Annotated in this window: 16 protein-coding genes; 11 read left to right on the top strand and 5 right to left on the bottom strand. The window is 66.2% G+C overall.

Annotation, left to right across the window (positions count from 1 at the left end; genetic code table 11):
• Positions 1–5: 5 nt before the first annotated feature.
• On the top strand, positions 6–1,760 hold the full coding sequence (locus ASD87_RS04750; protein ID WP_056317824.1) for a diguanylate cyclase: 1,755 nt from the start codon (positions 6–8) through the stop codon (positions 1,758–1,760).
• A 23-nt stretch (positions 1,761–1,783) separates the two neighbouring features.
• Here the strand turns inward: ASD87_RS04750 and ASD87_RS27175 are convergent, their stop codons facing one another.
• The gene (locus ASD87_RS27175; RefSeq protein ID WP_174245449.1) at positions 1,784–1,936 is read right to left on the bottom strand and encodes a hypothetical protein; all 153 of its coding nucleotides are present in this window, start codon (positions 1,934–1,936) and stop codon (positions 1,784–1,786) included.
• Positions 1,937–2,251: 315 nt separating this feature from the next.
• Here ASD87_RS27175 and ASD87_RS04745 point away from each other — a divergent pair, with 315 nt between their 5' ends.
• The 4 genes from ASD87_RS04745 (at position 2,252) to ASD87_RS04730 (ending at position 5,638) form a co-directional block, all read left to right on the top strand.
• Positions 2,252–2,842: a TetR/AcrR family transcriptional regulator gene (locus ASD87_RS04745; RefSeq protein WP_056317821.1), complete on the top strand. Its 591-nt coding sequence runs from the start codon at positions 2,252–2,254 to the stop codon at positions 2,840–2,842.
• Between the two features lie 54 nt (positions 2,843–2,896).
• Complete coding sequence (locus ASD87_RS04740) at positions 2,897–3,376, top strand: nuclear transport factor 2 family protein (protein ID WP_056317820.1); 480 nt, start codon at positions 2,897–2,899, stop codon at positions 3,374–3,376.
• A gap of 261 nt (positions 3,377–3,637) precedes the next feature.
• Positions 3,638–4,108, top strand: coding sequence for a tripartite tricarboxylate transporter TctB family protein (locus tag ASD87_RS04735; protein ID WP_056317818.1), 471 nt, complete (start codon positions 3,638–3,640; stop codon positions 4,106–4,108).
• A 3-nt stretch (positions 4,109–4,111) separates the two neighbouring features.
• Complete coding sequence (locus ASD87_RS04730; protein WP_056317816.1) at positions 4,112–5,638, top strand: tripartite tricarboxylate transporter permease; 1,527 nt, start codon at positions 4,112–4,114, stop codon at positions 5,636–5,638.
• 115 nt (positions 5,639–5,753) lie between these two features.
• On the opposite strand, the gene ASD87_RS04725 is transcribed toward ASD87_RS04730, so the two are convergent.
• A complete protein-coding gene (locus ASD87_RS04725; protein ID WP_056317812.1) occupies positions 5,754–6,062 on the bottom strand; it encodes a SelT/SelW/SelH family protein in 309 nt (102 codons plus the stop codon).
• An 87-nt stretch (positions 6,063–6,149) separates the two neighbouring features.
• Here ASD87_RS04725 and ASD87_RS04720 point away from each other — a divergent pair, with 87 nt between their 5' ends.
• Together ASD87_RS04720 and ASD87_RS04715 are read left to right on the top strand one after the other, a co-directional pair.
• Positions 6,150–7,352: a multidrug effflux MFS transporter gene (locus tag ASD87_RS04720; protein WP_056317810.1), complete on the top strand. Its 1,203-nt coding sequence runs from the start codon at positions 6,150–6,152 to the stop codon at positions 7,350–7,352.
• A gap of 54 nt (positions 7,353–7,406) precedes the next feature.
• Entirely contained in the window at positions 7,407–8,201 is a 795-nt protein-coding gene (locus ASD87_RS04715; protein ID WP_056317806.1) for an enoyl-CoA hydratase, read from the top strand.
• A 28-nt stretch (positions 8,202–8,229) separates the two neighbouring features.
• Here the strand turns inward: ASD87_RS04715 and chrA are convergent, their stop codons facing one another.
• Positions 8,230–9,486: a chromate efflux transporter gene (gene chrA / locus ASD87_RS04710; RefSeq protein WP_056317803.1), complete on the bottom strand. Its 1,257-nt coding sequence runs from the start codon at positions 9,484–9,486 to the stop codon at positions 8,230–8,232.
• Between the two features lie 242 nt (positions 9,487–9,728).
• Between chrA and ASD87_RS04705 the strand changes: the two genes are divergently transcribed.
• Complete coding sequence (locus ASD87_RS04705) at positions 9,729–10,208, top strand: carboxymuconolactone decarboxylase family protein (protein WP_056317802.1); 480 nt, start codon at positions 9,729–9,731, stop codon at positions 10,206–10,208.
• Between the two features lie 21 nt (positions 10,209–10,229).
• On the opposite strand, the gene ASD87_RS04700 is transcribed toward ASD87_RS04705, so the two are convergent.
• On the bottom strand, positions 10,230–11,654 hold the full coding sequence (locus ASD87_RS04700; protein ID WP_056317799.1) for a PLP-dependent aminotransferase family protein: 1,425 nt from the start codon (positions 11,652–11,654) through the stop codon (positions 10,230–10,232).
• A gap of 112 nt (positions 11,655–11,766) precedes the next feature.
• Between ASD87_RS04700 and ASD87_RS04695 the strand changes: the two genes are divergently transcribed.
• The 3 genes from ASD87_RS04695 to ASD87_RS04685 all read left to right on the top strand — a co-directional run bounded on the left by ASD87_RS04695 (position 11,767) and on the right by ASD87_RS04685 (position 13,610).
• Positions 11,767–12,222, top strand: a complete 456-nt coding sequence (locus tag ASD87_RS04695; protein WP_056317796.1) for a GNAT family N-acetyltransferase — start codon at positions 11,767–11,769, stop codon at positions 12,220–12,222.
• Positions 12,219–12,869 (top strand): FMN-dependent NADH-azoreductase, encoded by a 651-nt coding sequence (locus ASD87_RS04690; RefSeq protein ID WP_056317793.1) that lies wholly within the window; start codon positions 12,219–12,221, stop codon positions 12,867–12,869. The genes ASD87_RS04695 and ASD87_RS04690 overlap by 4 nt, the downstream gene beginning before the upstream one ends.
• Positions 12,870–13,127: 258 nt before the next feature.
• Complete coding sequence (locus ASD87_RS04685; RefSeq protein ID WP_056317790.1) at positions 13,128–13,610, top strand: hypothetical protein; 483 nt, start codon at positions 13,128–13,130, stop codon at positions 13,608–13,610.
• A gap of 24 nt (positions 13,611–13,634) precedes the next feature.
• On the opposite strand, the gene ASD87_RS04680 is transcribed toward ASD87_RS04685, so the two are convergent.
• Positions 13,635–15,212, bottom strand: a complete 1,578-nt coding sequence (locus ASD87_RS04680) for a TerC family protein (protein WP_056317786.1) — start codon at positions 15,210–15,212, stop codon at positions 13,635–13,637.
• Positions 15,213–15,605: the final 393 nt, after the last annotated feature.

The following is a 15,605-nucleotide window of genomic DNA, read 5'->3' as shown; positions in this document are numbered from 1 at the left end:
CCGAGATGTTGCGCCCTGCCGTCGCGCCAAAATCCCTGGAATGTCATTTCATCGCGCTGGCCGTCGGCGTGCTGCTGCTGGTGTCGGTGCTTGCCGGCATCCTGCTTTATCAGAATTGGCGATCGTATGGGGCGGCTGCGGACGCGCGGCAGGCATTCTCGTCGGTGCGCGCGACGATCCGCGTCATGGAGCATGCCTCGGCGGAGCGCGGCCCCATGAACGCAGCGCTGGGGTCCGCCCTGCCCGTGCCGCAGCACGTCATGGATTCCCTGTCAGCGGCCCGCGCGCGCACGGACGCCCTGATTGACGCGCTGCTGGCGCTGCATGCCGGCGCCGACGGCGCCGCAAAGCGCGGCGAGATTCAGCAAATTCGCCAGGCGCTGGCCACCGCGCGGCAGGACATCGACCAGCTCATCGCCACGCCGCGCGATCAGTTGTCGGGACAAATGTTGTGGGACGCGGTCAGCGGCATGGTTCGCATCATTCCGCAGTGGCAGGCCAGCCTGGCCGCCAACGCGGGATGCGTCATGCGCAGTGAAGCCAATGCACCCAGTTTGCTGACGCTGGCACTACTGGCCAGCGAGCTGCGCGAACAGGCAGGACTGCTGGGATCCACCTATACGCCCGCGCTGAGCCGCCACCGGAAGCTGACGGCCGAGGAGCAGTTCCGCATTGAACGCGTCCTGGGCCGGATCGACGAGCTGCGCGCGCTCATTGAAGCCCGCATGGCGACGCAGCCCGATGTGCGGGCCTCCGAGGTCTATGCCCGCATGCAGCAGCGCTACTTCGGCGACGGCCTGGCCTATCTGGCGCGTGTGCGCGGGCAGGCATCGCGCCAGTCCGACGAGCCGGCCGTGTCGACCGCCGCGCTGGCGGCAGCCTATGTGCCGCTGATGGGCGCCATCACGGAATTTCGCGACGTGCTGCTGGACGAGATGGGACGCCATATCGAGGCGCATCGCATGGCCGCTGCGCGGCTGCTTGCCGTGACGCTGGCGGCCACCGCGCTGCTGGTGGCCGCCCTTGCCGTGGCGCTGGTGCAATTTCGCACGCGCGTGATACAGCCCTTTGCGCAGGCCACGCGCATCATCGGATCCATTGCCAGCGGCTCGGCGCCCGCCAACATTGCGCACGGCAATCATCATGGCGAAGTGCAAGACATGTTCAATGCGCTGCGCGTGCTCAAGGAAAAGTCCGCCGCGCAGAAGCAGCTTGAAGCCGAGCGCGACCGGTTGATTGCGGATCTGGCGCACTCCGCCGAAACGGACTATCTGACCGGGCTGCTGAATCGGCGAGCCTTTGAAAAGCGCTTTGAGGCGGCGCGCGCGCATTGGGACGAGAGCCAGCCGATACTGGCTTTCATCCTGTTCGACATAGACCACTTCAAGACCATCAACGACACGCACGGGCATGCCAGCGGCGACCTGGCGCTCAAGGCCGTGGCGCAGCTGTGCCACACGACGTGGCGTCAGTCGGATGTCGTTGCGCGGGTGGGCGGGGAGGAATTCGCGGTGCTCTGCCGCACGCGTAGCGCACAGCAGGCGATGGAGATGGCGCAGCGGATGCGAGACCGCATCCGGACCTGCTCAGTCACGTCGGCGACCGGCGTCCCGTTCGGGCTGACGGCCAGTTTTGGGGTGGCGTGTATTTCGTGGAGCCATGCAGAAAGCGTCAGCGGCCTTTTTCGGGCCGCTGACGAACTGCTTTATCTGGCGAAATTGAACGGGCGCGATCAAGTCCAGCAACGCACCCTGGGGTGAAAGCAGGGTCCGGGCTTACAGGCTTAGTTCTTCACGCGCGAGACGTCGGCCTTTTTGGGCGTGTCGGCGTGGGACGGCGTGTCGTGCCGGTCGGACTGCTTGTTGGCCTCGGGGGCCTTCCAATTCAACGGGGGGATCTCGAAGCTTCCCTTCTTGGCAGTCAATTGATGAGACATAAGCATGCTCCTGGACAGGCGCATGGCTTCCCCCGCCGAGCATTGCGCACAGATTCAGGCGGGCCATGAATGCCGCGGGTGCGGGGGAGCATTCAGGAGCAGGCGTCGCCGGGATTCGAAACTACTGGCTTGTTCTTATAATTTTGCCGATAGATAAAAGATTTTAGCAGAATTTTGGCAGAAATAGCAAGCTAAATTGCGGGGCGTCGCCCTGCGAGCGCGTTCGGCTTTCGGAACCGGGACCGAAAAATCGCGTTGACGACGGAGAATGATCGTTCTACTATCTGCCCATTGCAGATAGAACGATCATTCTCCATGACTGAAGCTCATACCGATTCCCATACCGAATCCCGCGCCGACGTGCAGGAAAAGTTGTTGCGCGCCACCGAGTCCCTGATCTATGCCGGGGGCATCAACGCCACCGGCATGGACCTCATCGTCAAGACGTCCGGCGTGGCACGCAAGAGCATCTACAAGCACTACGGCACCAAGGAAGTCCTGGTGGCCGCGGCGCTGTCGGCCCGCGATGAGCGCTGGATGCAGTGGTTCATCGATGCGACGACGCGCGCGCCCTCGCCGCGCGATCGCGTGCTGTCGATCTTCGATGCGTTGCGCGAGTGGTTCGCCTCGGAAGGCTTTCACGGCTGCGCCTTCATCAATGCCGCCGGCGAAATCGGCGACCCCGACAGCCCCATCCGCGCGGTGGCGCGGCGCCACAAGGAGCGTCTGCTTGCGCATGTGCAATCGCTGGTGCAAGCGGCTGGCGTGGCGCAGCCCGAGGAGTGCGCGCGCCAGTTGCTGGTGCTGATCGACGGCGCGATTGCCGTGGCCATGGTCACGGGCGATGCATCGATCACGGACAGCGCCGAGCGCGCGGCCGCAGCGCTTCTTAAGGCCAACGCCTGACCCCATCCACGTTTCCTTCCTGATTCCCTCCCCCCCGACCATGAGGCTCACGCCATGACATCGTCCCCTGAAGTCCGTCCGCCCCTTCCTCCCTTTACGCTCGAAAGCGCCATCCTGAAAGTGCGCCTGGCCGAAGACGGCTGGAACACCCGCGACGCGGACAAAGTTGCCCAGGCCTACAGCCTGGACACCCGCTGGCGTAACCGCGCCGAGTTCGTGCATAGCCGCGAAGAAGCGCGCGAATTTCTTTCGCGCAAATGGGCGCGCGAACTTGAGTACCGGTTGATCAAGGAACTGTGGGCCTACACCGGCAATCGCATCGCAGTGCGCTATGCATACGAGTGGCGCGACGACTCGCGAAACTGGTTCCGCTCGTACGGCAACGAGAACTGGGAATTCGGCGAGGACGGCTTGATGATCCACCGCCATTCCAGCATCAACGACCTTCCCATCAAGGAAGCCGACCGCAAATTTCACTGGCCGCTGGGACGCCGTCCGGACGATCATCCCAGCCTGTCCGACCTGGGCATGTAAACGCCCTGCACGGCTCTCGCGCGGGCCTGCAGCGCCTGGGCGGCCCGCGTGCCGCGCAGGCGCTTGACGCGCGCATTTCCCTTCAAGAAAGCCTAGGGATTTCCCCCGTTTTTTTGTGGCTATCGCGACACCCGCGCGCAACTTTCGCACGCCTTGAAAGGTGAACGGAAGTTTGGATTTTTAGACTCCCGCATTCATTGCAGTGTCAGCTTTTGTTCAGACCTCAGTCAGGCAAAAGCACAACAACGGGAGGAAAAGACCATGCAATCAAAACGCAGCGCCGTGCGGCGCGAGGCGTGGGCTGCGGGCACGATGATCGTGCTGGGCCTGGGCGCCATCGCGCAGGCGTCAACCTACACATTGGGAACCCTGGACCGCATGGGCCCGGGCATGTTCCCGGCCATTCTGGGCGTGCTGCTGGTGCTTCTTGGCTTGGCCATCGCCAAGATGGCGGCTTCGCCCGTGGCCGCCGAGGAAGATGCCGAAGAAGTCGCGCCGCCCGAATGGCGCGGCTGGGGCTGCATCATCGGCGGCCTGCTTTCCTTCATCCTCATCGGCAAGTTCGGCGGCCTGGTGCCGGCGACGTTCGTGCTGGTCTTCATCTCTGCCATGGGCGACCGCCAGCATACCTGGCGCTCCGCAGCCATCCTTGCCGCCGGCGTCACGGTGCTTGGCGTGGCCGTGTTCTCCTGGGCGCTGCAACTGCAGTTTCCGTTGTTCCGCTGGGGTTGATCCATGGAAATCTTCAATAACCTGATGCACGGGTTTTCGGTCGCTTTCGCGCTGGACAACCTGATGTGGGCCATCTTTGGCGTGTTCATGGGCAACCTGATCGGCGTGCTGCCGGGCATGGGCGTGCTGGCCGCCATTTCGATTCTGCTGCCCCTGACCTACACGATGACGCCCACCGCGGCGCTGGTGATGCTGTCCGGCATCTACTACGGCTCGCAGTACGGCGGCGGCATCACGTCGATCATGTTGAACCTGCCCGGCACGGCGTCGCACGCGGTGGCCTGCCTGGACGGCAATCCGCTCGCGCGCAACGGCAAGGCGGGCTCGGCCCTTTTCATGCTGATGTTCTCGTCGTTCTGCGGCGCGTCTGTCGGCATCCTGGCAATGATCCTGTTCTCGCCGCTGCTGGTCGACGTCGCGTTCAAGTTCGGTCCCGCCGAGTACTTCTCTATGATGATGCTGGGCCTGCTGGCCGGCGCAACGCTGGCCAAGGGTTCGGCGATCAAGGGCGTGGCGATGGTGGTGGTCGGCCTGCTGCTGGGCGTGGTGGGCACGGACGTGAACACCGGCACAATGCGCTTTCACTTCGGCATTCTGGAACTGTCCGACGGGCTGCAGATCGTGGCGCTGGCCATGGGGCTGTTCGGCGTGGCGGATTTCCTGAAGAACATCAATCGCATCGGCGGCGACAGCAAGGTCACCTCGACGAAGGTGAGCATGAAGTCCATGCGTCCGGAAGCCGGCGACATCAAGCAGTCGCGCGGCGCGCTGGTGCGCGGTACGGCGATCGGTGCGGCGTTCGGCATCCTGCCGGGCACGGGTCCGACCATCGCGTCGTTCATCTCGTACGCCACGGAAAAGAAGGTTGCCCGTGAACCGCGCCGCTTTGGCCGCGGGGCCATCGAAGGCATCGCCGGTCCGGAAGCCGCAACCAGCGCTTCGACGCAGACCAGCTTCATTCCGACGATGAGCCTGGGCATCCCTGGCGATCCCGTCATGGCGCTGATGCTGGGCGCGCTGATCATTCACGGCATCCAGCCGGGTCCGCAGATGATGGTCGAGCACGCCGACATGTTCTGGGGGCTGATCGCCAGCTTCTGGGTCGGCAACGTGCTGCTGCTGCTCCTGAACCTGCCGCTCATCGGCATGTGGGTGCGTCTGTTGACGGTTCCCTTCCGCTATCTGTTCCCTGCCGCACTGTTCTTCGTCTGCGTGGGGGTGTACAGCACGAACAACAACCTCTTCGACGTGGGGATGGTGACCTTGTTCGGCGCCGCGGGCTACGCGTTGATCCGGCTGCGGTTCGAACCGGCGCCGCTGCTGCTCGGCTTCGTGCTCGGGCCCATGGTGGAAGAGAACTTCCGCCGCGCCCTGCTGCTGTCGCGCGGTGAGCTGTCGATCTTCGTGACGCGGCCCATCAGCCTGGGCTTCATCCTGGCCTGCGTGGGGCTGATCGCCCTGCTGGCCGTGTCGGCGCTGCGCCAGCGCAAGGCGCGCGAAGCGCTCAGGCACGCGGAGTCTGCCGCGTAGACGCAAATCAAGAATCGGGGTAGTGCTGCTTTGGCCGGTCTCAAAAGGACCGGCCTTTTTTTGCCTGGCTGCCCGGTCAGCGATGCGGCTCAGCGATGCGTGCACGCGTTCCGGGTCAGCTTTCCGGCGCGGCGGTATGGCCGTCGATGTGGCCAAGCGGGCGGCCCGGATCCAGGCGGTCGCGCACGCGCTGCTTCAGCACCTTGGCGTCGGGGAAGCCGCCGTCGCGCTTGCGGTCCCAGATCAGATCGCCGTCGTAGGTGATCTGGAAAATTCCGCCGGTGCCGGGCTGCAGCGCCACCTCGCCCAGATCCGTCGAAAACGTGGAAAGCAATTCCTGCGCCATCCAGCCCGCGCGCAGCAGCCATTGGCACTGCGTGCAATACAGGATGACGATGCGAGGGCGCAAGGCAGACGGGTTCATGGGTACGGCATTCTACGCCTGCGCGGGCGGAGGCGATCATGGATAATGTCGGGTTTTCCCGGGTCTGCAATGGGCCCAGAGCCTCGTATGAAGTCTGCCTTGACGCCCCGAGGCCAGCGCTGGCTGATCGGTCTTTTGATGGGACTGGTCACGCTCACGCCGATGGCCATCGACATCTACCTGCCTTCCCTGCCCGCCATGGCATTGGCGTTTGGCGAGCCCATCGGCGCCTTGCAATCCAGCATCACCCTGTTCATTTTTGCGGTGGGCGTGGGCCAGGTGCTGATCGGCCCGCTGGCCGACCGCTATGGCCGCCGGCCCGTGGCCCTGTGCGGCGCCGTGGCATATCTGGCAGGCTCGGCGCTGGGCGCGTCGGCAACGTCCCTCGAGGTGTTTTACGCGGCGCGCGTCATCCAGGGACTAGGCGCGTGTTCGGCATCGCTGGTCGCGTTTGCCGCCGTGCGGGATTGCTTTACCCCGGCCGTCGGCGCGCGCGTCTACAGCTATCTGAACGGCGCGCTATGTTCCGTGCCCGCGCTGGCGCCGATGGTGGGCGGCGTGCTGGCCCTGCATGCAGGCTGGCGCAGCACGTTCGTCTTCATGACGGTGTTCGCGCTGGCATTGGCGGCGCTGCTGGCCGTGCGCTTCGAGGAAACCCGGGCCAAGCTGGCGCACCGGCCAGGCGCGCTGTACAGCCTGCCCCGCTATGCGTCCATCGTCACCAGCGGACGGTTCCTCTACTTTGCGTGCTTCGGCATGGCGGGCATGGCGATGATCCTGGTGTTCGTGTCGGCTGCGCCCGTCGTGCTGGTCGAGCAGCTTGGGTACAGCGAGCTGGGCTTTTCGGCATGGTTTGGGGCGAATGCAACCATCAACATCGCGGCGTTTTTCCTGGCGCCCGCCTTCATCGCGCGCCATGGCCGCTACACCATGGTGCGCGTCGGCATGGCCGCCCTCCTGCTGGCGTCGGTCCTGCAGGTCAGCGCGTGGCTGTGGATGCCCCTGTCGGCCTGGGTCTTCATGCTGCCGGTCACGGTGTTTACCGTCGGATTCTCGCTGGCGCTGGGATCGGGGCTGAGCCTGGCGCTCGAGCCTTTTGCCGACCGGGCGGGCACTGCCGCCGCCGTGTATGGCCTCTTCCAGATGAGCGGGTCGGCGGTGATCGCCACCCTGCTGCTGGACAGCGGCATGGCGCCTCAGGCGGCCATGGCGCTGGTCGGCGCGGTCATCGTGGCGCCGCTGCTGCTGCTCTCGCCGGCGTTGGGCCGGCGCCTGGCCGCCGGTTCCTGAGCCAGTGGGTGCGGGGCGTGCGCTAGTATCCAGGAACAACCACCTGGAGGCGACATGTCCATCGAAAAACCCGCGGACGAACCGGTGCTGCTGCGCAGCGCCGAAGGCGGCGTCGTCACGCTGCGCCTGAACCGCCCATCCCAGTTCAACGCCTTGTCCGAGGCGATGCTGGCCGCGTTGCAACAGGCAATCGACACACTGGCATGCGATGCCGACGTCCGCTGCGTGGTGCTGGAGTCGGCCGGCCGCGCGTTCTGCGCGGGCCATGACTTGCGCGAGATGCGCAGCCAGCCGGGCCTTGATTACTACCGGGCGCTCTTTGCCCGATGCGGCAGCGTCATGCAAGGCTTGCAGGCGCTGCCCGTCCCGGTGATTGCCAAGGTGCGCGGCATTGCAACCGCCGCGGGATGCCAACTGGTCGCGAGCTGCGATCTGGCGGTGGCCGCCGACACGGCGAAGTTCGCCGTGTCCGGCATCAATGTCGGTCTGTTCTGCGCCACGCCTGCAGTGGCCCTGACCCGCAACGTGTCTGCCAAGCGCGCCTTCGAGATGCTGATGACTGCGCGCTTTATCGATGCTTCCCAGGCTGTGGACTGGGGGCTGATCAACGCGGCGGCGCCCGAGAGCGAATTGGATGCCCGTGTGCGCACGCTGGTGGACGACATCCTGGCCAAGAGCCCGGCGGCCGTGCGTTACGGCAAGCGGATGTTCTACAAGCAGCGGCAGATGGCCCTGGCCGATGCCTATGATTACGCGGGCGACGTGATGGCCCGCAACATGATGGAGGCGGACGCGTGCGAAGGCATCGACGCCTTCCTGCAGAAACGCCCGCCGCGCTGGACGTCGTGACGACGCGCCGGCGGCTGGCGCCGGCGCGTTAGACCAGCCAGCCGAGCGACCAGCCGCTGACGGCCGCCAGCAGCACCACCCATAACGGCGACCAGCGGGCATAGACCAGCAACGCGAACAGCAACAGCGCGAGGCCAAAGTCGGCCTTGCCCAGGATTGCGCTGGTCCAGACGGGGTCATACAGCGCGCCGAGCAGGATGCCGACGACGCTGGCATTGACGCCGGCCACCATGTTGCGCACACCTGGCCGGCGCCGCAGCGTGTCCCAAAACGGCAGCGCCGCGGTAAGCAGCAAGGCGCCCGGCACGAAGATGACACAGAGAAGCAGCAAGCCGCCCGCCCATCCGGACAAGGGGCCGGACGACATCGCGCCCAGGAAGGCCGCGAAGGTGAACAAGGGCCCGGGCATGGCCTGGGCCGCACCGTAACCGGCCAGGAAATCCGCGCTGGACACCATGCCGGTGGAGACCGACGCCGTCTCCAGCAGCGGCAGCACCACGTGCCCGCCGCCAAAGACCAGCGCGCCGGCGCGATAGAAGCCGTCGATCTGGCCCGCCAGCGCGCCGCTGGAGATGAGCGCCCAGAGCGGCAGCCCCGCCATCAGCACGGCAAAGAGCACCAGCGAGGCCACGCCCGCCGCGCGCGATACGCCGGAAGGCGCGTGGGACAGGACGGGACGGGCCGGCAATTGCAGGAAGGCCGCACCGATCACCGCGCCCAGCACCACGGCGCCGATCTGCGCCAGCGCGGCCGGCAGCACCACCGTGAGTAATGCGGCGGCGACCGCCAGCGCGGCGCGGGATCGGTCCGGGCACAGCGAACGGCCCATTCCCCAAACCGCCTGCGCAACGATGGCCACGGCCGCCACTTTCAGCCCATGAATGGCCGCCGACCCGGAAAGCCAGCCGTAGTGGGCAAGCCCCATCGCAAATCCGATCAGGGCGAGCGCCGAAGGCAGCGTAAAGGCGACCCAAGCGGCCAGCATGCCGGCCCACCCGGCGCGGCGCAGGCCGATCGCCATGCCGACCTGACTGCTGGCCGGGCCCGGCAGAAACTGGCACAGCGCGACCAGGTCCGAAAAGGTGTAATCGTCGAGCCATCGGCGCCGATCGACAAATTCGGTGCGGAAGTAACCCAGATGCGCGACCGGTCCGCCAAAGGACGTCAGGCCCAGGCGCAGGAACACCAGAAACACTTCAAGACAGGACCCTCGGTCCGTCTGGGCGCGCGCGCCGGTGGCCGGCTTGCTGTCGACATGTTCGTCATGGGGGGATGGGTGCGGCATCGGCTCGGGCTTCGTGGGGAATCGGGGCGGCGATTTTATAAAAGGCCCCAGCACCAAGCTTATAGCCGGGCCACGGCCGGGATTCAATCGGATAAATGTCAGGAATTGGCGCTTGGCGGGCGCACCGCCCAACGCATCATGGCCCATATCAAAAATGGGTTCTTGGCACTTCAGCGGTAGGCCAATCGGCGCCATCATTTGCCGGTCATTCCCCCATCCCATTGCAATAGAAAGGTCTGAACATGAGCCAACGGTTGAATTATTTCCAGGTGTCCGAAGTCCTGTCGAAGAAGTATCTGGACTTCAGCATGGCGCTGAAGAAGACGCCTGTGGTCCAGGAGCTTGGCTCGCTGGTCGATATCCGTGCCTCGCAGATCAACGGCTGCGGATTCTGCCTGGACATGCACGTCAAGGAAGCCACGATCAAGGGCGAGCGAGCGCTGCGCCTGCATCACGTCGCCATCTGGCGCGAATCGCCCCTTTTCTCGCCGCGCGAACGCGCCGCGCTGGAATGGACCGAGGCGCTTACGACGCTGCCGCCGCACGGCGTGCCGGACGAGATCTACGATGCCGTGCGGGCGCAGTTCACGGAAACCGAACTGTCGGACCTGACCTTCCTGGTGGTCGGCATCAATGGCTGGAACCGGCTGAACGTCGCATTTCGCACCGAGCCCGGGTCCGCGGACAAGGCCTATGGCCTGGACAAGGCCGGCTTGAACTGACCGGCGCTCTCCTGCCGCGACTCACATGAGCTGCAGGATGCGGCGCGCCAGTTGCTCCGCCTGCTCGGCCGAGACGATATTGGTGAAGCTCATGAGCAGGCCGGCGCGTGCGTCCGGCGCCGCCGACCAGTGCGACAAGGCATGGGCGTACAGGCCCTGCCGCAGCATGCGCGCCGCAAGTTCGCGATCGGTCTGATGGCCGTCCAGCCGCGCCACCAGGTGCATGCCGCCCGGCTGCGGATCGATGCGCAACCGGTTGCCCAGCACGCTGGACAGCGCCGCGGCCGTGGCCTCGCGCCGTTCGCTGTACAGCCGGCGCATACGCTGGATATGGCGCGCGAAGTGTCCTTCGTTGATGAACGAGGCCAGCACGGCCTGCGTCAACGCCGGCGCGCCGCCCGCCAGCAGCATGCACAGACGCTCGAAGCGCGGCGCCTGCTCCTCGGGCACCACCAGGTAGGCGAGCCGCATGCCGGGAAACAGCACCTTGCTGAAGGTGCCCGAATACAGCACGCGACCCTGGCGGTCCAGGCTTTTCAGGGCCGGCAGCGGACGGCCGACGTAGCGGTATTCGCCGTCGTAATCGTCCTCCACGATCCACGCGCTGCTGCGTTCAGCCCAGTCCAGCAGCGCCTGGCGCCGGGGCAGCGACAGCGACAGGCATAGCGGACTTTGGTGTGCGGGCGTCACGACCGCCGCCCGGGCCCGCGGCTCCTGCGCAATGCCCGCCTCCACGACCAGCCCTTCCCCGTCCACCCGCACCGGCACGGCCTGCATCCCAGCCTGCGCCAGCAGCGCCCGCGTGGGCGGATAGCCGGGGTCTTCCACCCAGACCGAATCGCCGGGCTTGAACAACGCCTGCATGATGAGCTGCAGGGTGTTGTTGTAGCCCGACGTGATGAACACCTGGCTGGGCGTGCACTGGATGCCGCGCGCCACCTGCAGGTAGGCGGCCGTCGCGGTCCTGAGCGCGAGCAAGCCCGAGGGATCGGGGTACGCAAGGTCCGGCGGCTGCATGCCGCGCAGATGGCGCGCGCCCAGACGCGCCCAGATCTTGCGCGGAAAGGCGTCGAGCGCGGGCAGCCCCATCTGAAAAGGCAACGGTGCGGCCGGACGTTGCCAGCCGTCTTCCGGCGCCTCAGCGGGCCGGGCCTTTGCGGCGGGCGCGGAGCGCGCAACCGGTTGCAGGTTGGGAGCGACCACGGTGCCGGCCTGGCCGCGCGCCTGGATGTAGCCCTCGGACGCCAGCAGCGAATAGGCGACCTCGATGGTGCCGCGCGCCACGCCGATTTCCTTGGCTAGCGCGCGTGCCGACGGGATGCGGTCGCCGGGTTTGAGGGTGCCCTCGGCGATGGCGCCCCGGAACCGCTCATAGATCTGGCGGTAGAGCGGATGACCGGCGGCGTCAGAGACGGTTTGCAGACCGTCGGGGGTTGCAGGAATCATGGCATAGTCCGTAAGCGCATTTATGGCCCTTCAAATTATGGCATGTGGTTTTTAAGATTCTTACTCACGGTGGGCGTACGCTTCGCGCCCTGAACTTCGAACTACTGATCCCATGCACACATCCACGGAACCGTCCTTGCGCCATCTGGAGACCCCGGAAGAATGGCAGGCCTGCCTGCCGCTGATGCGCGAGCTGCGACCCCATCTTGCCCACGACGACGCGTTTGTCGAACGACTGGCCCGCATGCACCAGCAGAACTATCGCCTGCTCGCCGTCATGCGCGACGGCGAGGCGCTGGCGCTGGCGGGATACCGGTATCAGGAAAACCTGATCTACGGGCGGTTCCTGTACGTGGACGACCTGGTGGTGGCGCCGTCGGCGCGCGGCAGCCGCTGGGGCGCCCGGCTGATCGCCGAGCTGGATCACCTGGCGCGCGGCGCGGACTGCGACAAGCTGGTGCTGGACACCGGGCTGGGCAACGCGCTGGCGCAACGCTTCTACTTCCGGCAGGGCCTGTTGACCAGCGCCATCCGGTTCAGCAAATCCTTGAAAGGAAACACCCAATGAGCATTCTTCGTATCCGCTGCAGCCCGCGGGGGCTCGATTCCGAGAGCTATCGCCTGTCCCAGCGCATCGTCGACCGCCTCGTGCGTTCGGCGCCGGCCGGCGGCCTGGAGGTCGTGGAGTTCGACGCCACCACCCTCACCCATGCGGACAGCGACTATGCCGCGGCGCTGGCCGCGCCGGCGGATCCTGCCGCCGACGTGCTCGGGCGCGGTTCGCTGCACGCGTCGGGCGCGCTGATCCGGATGCTGGAAAACGCCAGCCACGTCGTGCTGGCCACGCCCATGCACAACTTCACCGTCCCCTCCGCGTTGAAGGCATGGCTGGACCTTGTCGTCCGGGTGCGCAATACGTTTCACATCACGCCGCAGGGCAAGGTCGGATTGCTGGCGGACCGCCCCGTGTTTGTCGCGATCTCGTCGGGCGGGACCTTCAGCGGCGAAGAGGCCCGTCAGCCGGACTTCCTGACGCCATACCTGCGGCACGTGCTGGCGACCATCGGGTTGAAACAGGTGACGTTTGTATCGGTGGAGGGAACGGCCCGTGGGCCGGCTTATCTTGCTGCTGCTCGCAAGCAGGCCGAACGCGCCGTCGATGACATTTCTTTCGCGCGTGTAGTGGCTGGAGCGCCTTTCCCGGTGCCCGCGTGAACACCCAGTTCTGCGCGGATGCGCTGAAACGCCTGATCCGGCTTCGGCCGGATACCGGCCGGATGGCGCCTGTCCGGCCCGCCGGCGGCCGGTGGCGCAATCCCTTCGGGCGATCCGATCGGGCCGCATTGACACGCTTGATTTAGCCGCTCTACGCTAGCCCGCACTTGTGGTCCAACTTGGGCGTGGTCCTGCCCCGGCGCACCAAGGTGCGGGAGGCGCAACATGACGCTATGCAGGCCTGGAGCAATCGCATGCGTGCTGCTGTGGCTGAGTGTCCTCGCGCCAGCCGGTGCGCAGGCGGCATGCAGCGACAAGACCTTGCGCGGGATGTCGGACGCGGGACGCAGCGTGGCGACGATTGCCAAACGCTGCGGGATGAGCGCGGCAGCGGTGAAGGAACGCCTGGGCGCGGGCGAAACCAAATCGAACCGCGCGCCGCCCGAGGCCGCTGCGCCCGCCGCCGCGGGGGCAGCCGACGCCGGATCCGCGGCATCCCCGGCCGCGCCAGCCGCGACCTCCGCCGCCAACACCACAAAGACCGCCAAGCCGGCAAAGGCGCCCGCCGAGCCGCCAAAACACCCGCCGGGCACCATCCTGGAATTGTGCGGATGCTACGGCAGCATGGAATACGGCTTCACAGAGCCGAACGCGCAATGCGTGAGCGGCAAGGCCGTGGCGACGCGGTGTCCGGGCTATTGCCCGGTGAACCGGTCGCCATGGCGCCGCATCTGCAGTTGAGGCGGTGGCGAGCCGCCCTGTGCGTCAGTCGGCCGCGCTGACTTCGGGCTGGTGCGGACGCGCATGCACCTGGTCGATTCGCAGGCCGTCCCGCCGCGTCACTTCGAACCCCCAGTCACGCAGCATTACGGTGTCGCCCGTTTCGGGGATCCGGCCGCCCGCGCGCAGCAGGCATCCGGCCAGCGTTGCATCGGGATAGTCGTCGGCAAGCGCCGGCGCTTCCAGGAGACGTGCGGCTTCGTCGACGGACAAGCGGCCGCCCAGCAGCCACGAGCCATCGGAAAGCTGCAGGGCGTCCGGGTGGTCTTCCTGGTGTTCAGGCAAGTCGCCCGCCACCGCTTCCAGCACGTCCAGCGGCGTGACCAGGCCTTCGCACACGCCGTGTTCATCGACGACGATCAGCATGTGATCGCGCGAGGCGCGCAGTTCATCCAGCACCTTCAGCACCGGCGTGGTTTCCATCACGTAGCGCGGTTCGCGCGCCAGTTCCACCAGGTCGATCGGGCCGGGGTTCTGCAGCAGCGGCAGGACCTCCTTGAAGTGAAGCACGCCCAGTACATTGGCCGGATCCCCCGCGCACAGCGGCAAGCGCGAGTGACCGGTGGCGAACTTGCGAATGATCACGTCGGGCGTGTCGGACACATCCAGCCACGTCATGTCGCCGCGCGGGACCATGATGGAGCGGATGTCGCGCGTGCCGATGGACAGCACGCGCTCGATCATCGAGCTTTCCTCGGGCGCGAAGGCCGGCTCGTCCCCGGCGCCGTCCACCAGCGCGACCACTTCATCGGCTTGAGACACCGGCTGGCCGGCACGGCCGCCGCGCAAGAGGCGCAGCACGGCCTGCGCCGTGCGCTGCCGGCGGCCAAGCGCATGCGTGCCTCGGGCGCGGTTGCGGCGGGCCAGCTGGTTGCACAGCTCGATCAGGATCGAGAAGCCAATGGCCGCATACAGGTAACCCTTGGGAACGTGGAAGCCCAGGCCTTCGGCGACCAGGCTGAAACCGATCATCAGCAACAGGCCCAAACACAGGATCACGACCGTCGGGTGACGGCCAACGAATGCCATCAGCGGGCGGCTGGCGATCATCATGACGGCCATTGCGAGCACCACGGCGATCATCATGATGCTCAGTTCCTGCACCATGCCCACGGCGGTGATGACGGAGTCCAGCGAGAACACGGCGTCCAGCACCACGATCTGCAGAATGACCTGCCAGAAGACGGCGTGCTGCGGCTTTTGCCCCTGGTCGTGGCTGGCGCTGCCTTCCACGCGTTCGTGCAGTTCCATCGTGCCTTTGAACAGCAGGAACAGGCCGCCCAGGATCAATATCAGGTCGCGTCCGGAGATTTCGGCGCCCAGCACGGTGAAAAGCGGCGCGGTCAGCGTGACCACCCAGGCAATACTGGCCAGCAGGCCCAAACGCATCACCAGCGCGAGCGTCAGGCCAATGAGGCGTGCGCGGTTGCGCTGTTCGGGCGGCAACTTGTCCGCCAGGATGGCAATGAACACCAGGTTGTCGATGCCCAGCACAATTTCAAGAATGACCAGCGTCGCCAGGCCAAGCCAGGCGGTGGGGTCGGACATCCAGTCGAAAATCATCAGGTTTCCACGGAAAGCGTAAGCGAGCGCGCGTTCGGGGCGCGCCGACGGGAAGGGAGTGCATCAAGAGCGCACCGCGATCGTTGCAGAGGTGCGCGATTGGACGTGACCCGGCGAGGCGGCGCGCGGCCGCCCAGACGCGGCGTTGCCGCGGTGGCGATCAGGGAGGCGGCGCGCGGGCAGACAAGCCTTGCCGCGGCAGTGTGAGGAGAAGATGTCGGGCGCCGGCAGAAGTGCGGCGCCCTGCTAGGAGGAGGGTCTTCGTTCATAGAAGGCGGATGGCTCCAGGCTGCCGGGGCAGCGACGCATCGGAATATCCGCCGGGCTCTCTTTCTTACAGGATCCTGAATCTTACCTGAAACACGGCATTGCGCGAATGGGGGCCGCTACTAC

This window comes from Achromobacter sp. Root170 (assembly GCF_001428165.1).
In the GTDB taxonomy this organism is placed as follows: Bacteria; Pseudomonadota; Gammaproteobacteria; order Burkholderiales; family Burkholderiaceae_B; genus Achromobacter; species Achromobacter mucicolens.
The sequence above is the reverse complement of the archived record's forward strand: the minus strand, read 5'-3'. Positions and strand labels throughout refer to the sequence as shown.

Bases quoted from the DNA above. Each gene is read 5' to 3' on its own strand.
- ASD87_RS04700 (WP_056317799.1), bottom strand. From the start codon at position 11,654: ATGATTCCTGCAACCCCCGACGGTCTGCAAACCGTCTCTGACGCCGCC.
- ASD87_RS04690 (WP_056317793.1), top strand. From the start codon at position 12,219: ATGAGCATTCTTCGTATCCGCTGCAGCCCGCGGGGGCTCGATTCCGAG.
- ASD87_RS04680 (WP_056317786.1), bottom strand. From the start codon at position 15,212: ATGATTTTCGACTGGATGTCCGACCCCACCGCCTGGCTTGGCCTGGCG.
- ASD87_RS04735 (WP_056317818.1), top strand. From the start codon at position 3,638: ATGCAATCAAAACGCAGCGCCGTGCGGCGCGAGGCGTGGGCTGCGGGC.
- ASD87_RS04750 (WP_056317824.1), top strand. From the start codon at position 6: ATGTTGCGCCCTGCCGTCGCGCCAAAATCCCTGGAATGTCATTTCATC.
- ASD87_RS04715 (WP_056317806.1), top strand. From the start codon at position 7,407: ATGTCCATCGAAAAACCCGCGGACGAACCGGTGCTGCTGCGCAGCGCC.
- ASD87_RS04745 (WP_056317821.1), top strand. From the start codon at position 2,252: ATGACTGAAGCTCATACCGATTCCCATACCGAATCCCGCGCCGACGTG.
- chrA (WP_056317803.1), bottom strand. From the start codon at position 9,486: ATGCCGCACCCATCCCCCCATGACGAACATGTCGACAGCAAGCCGGCC.
- ASD87_RS27175 (WP_174245449.1), bottom strand. From the start codon at position 1,936: ATGTCTCATCAATTGACTGCCAAGAAGGGAAGCTTCGAGATCCCCCCG.
- ASD87_RS04725 (WP_056317812.1), bottom strand. From the start codon at position 6,062: ATGAACCCGTCTGCCTTGCGCCCTCGCATCGTCATCCTGTATTGCACG.
- ASD87_RS04740 (WP_056317820.1), top strand. From the start codon at position 2,897: ATGACATCGTCCCCTGAAGTCCGTCCGCCCCTTCCTCCCTTTACGCTC.
- ASD87_RS04730 (WP_056317816.1), top strand. From the start codon at position 4,112: ATGGAAATCTTCAATAACCTGATGCACGGGTTTTCGGTCGCTTTCGCG.
- ASD87_RS04695 (WP_056317796.1), top strand. From the start codon at position 11,767: ATGCACACATCCACGGAACCGTCCTTGCGCCATCTGGAGACCCCGGAA.
- ASD87_RS04720 (WP_056317810.1), top strand. From the start codon at position 6,150: ATGAAGTCTGCCTTGACGCCCCGAGGCCAGCGCTGGCTGATCGGTCTT.
- ASD87_RS04705 (WP_056317802.1), top strand. From the start codon at position 9,729: ATGAGCCAACGGTTGAATTATTTCCAGGTGTCCGAAGTCCTGTCGAAG.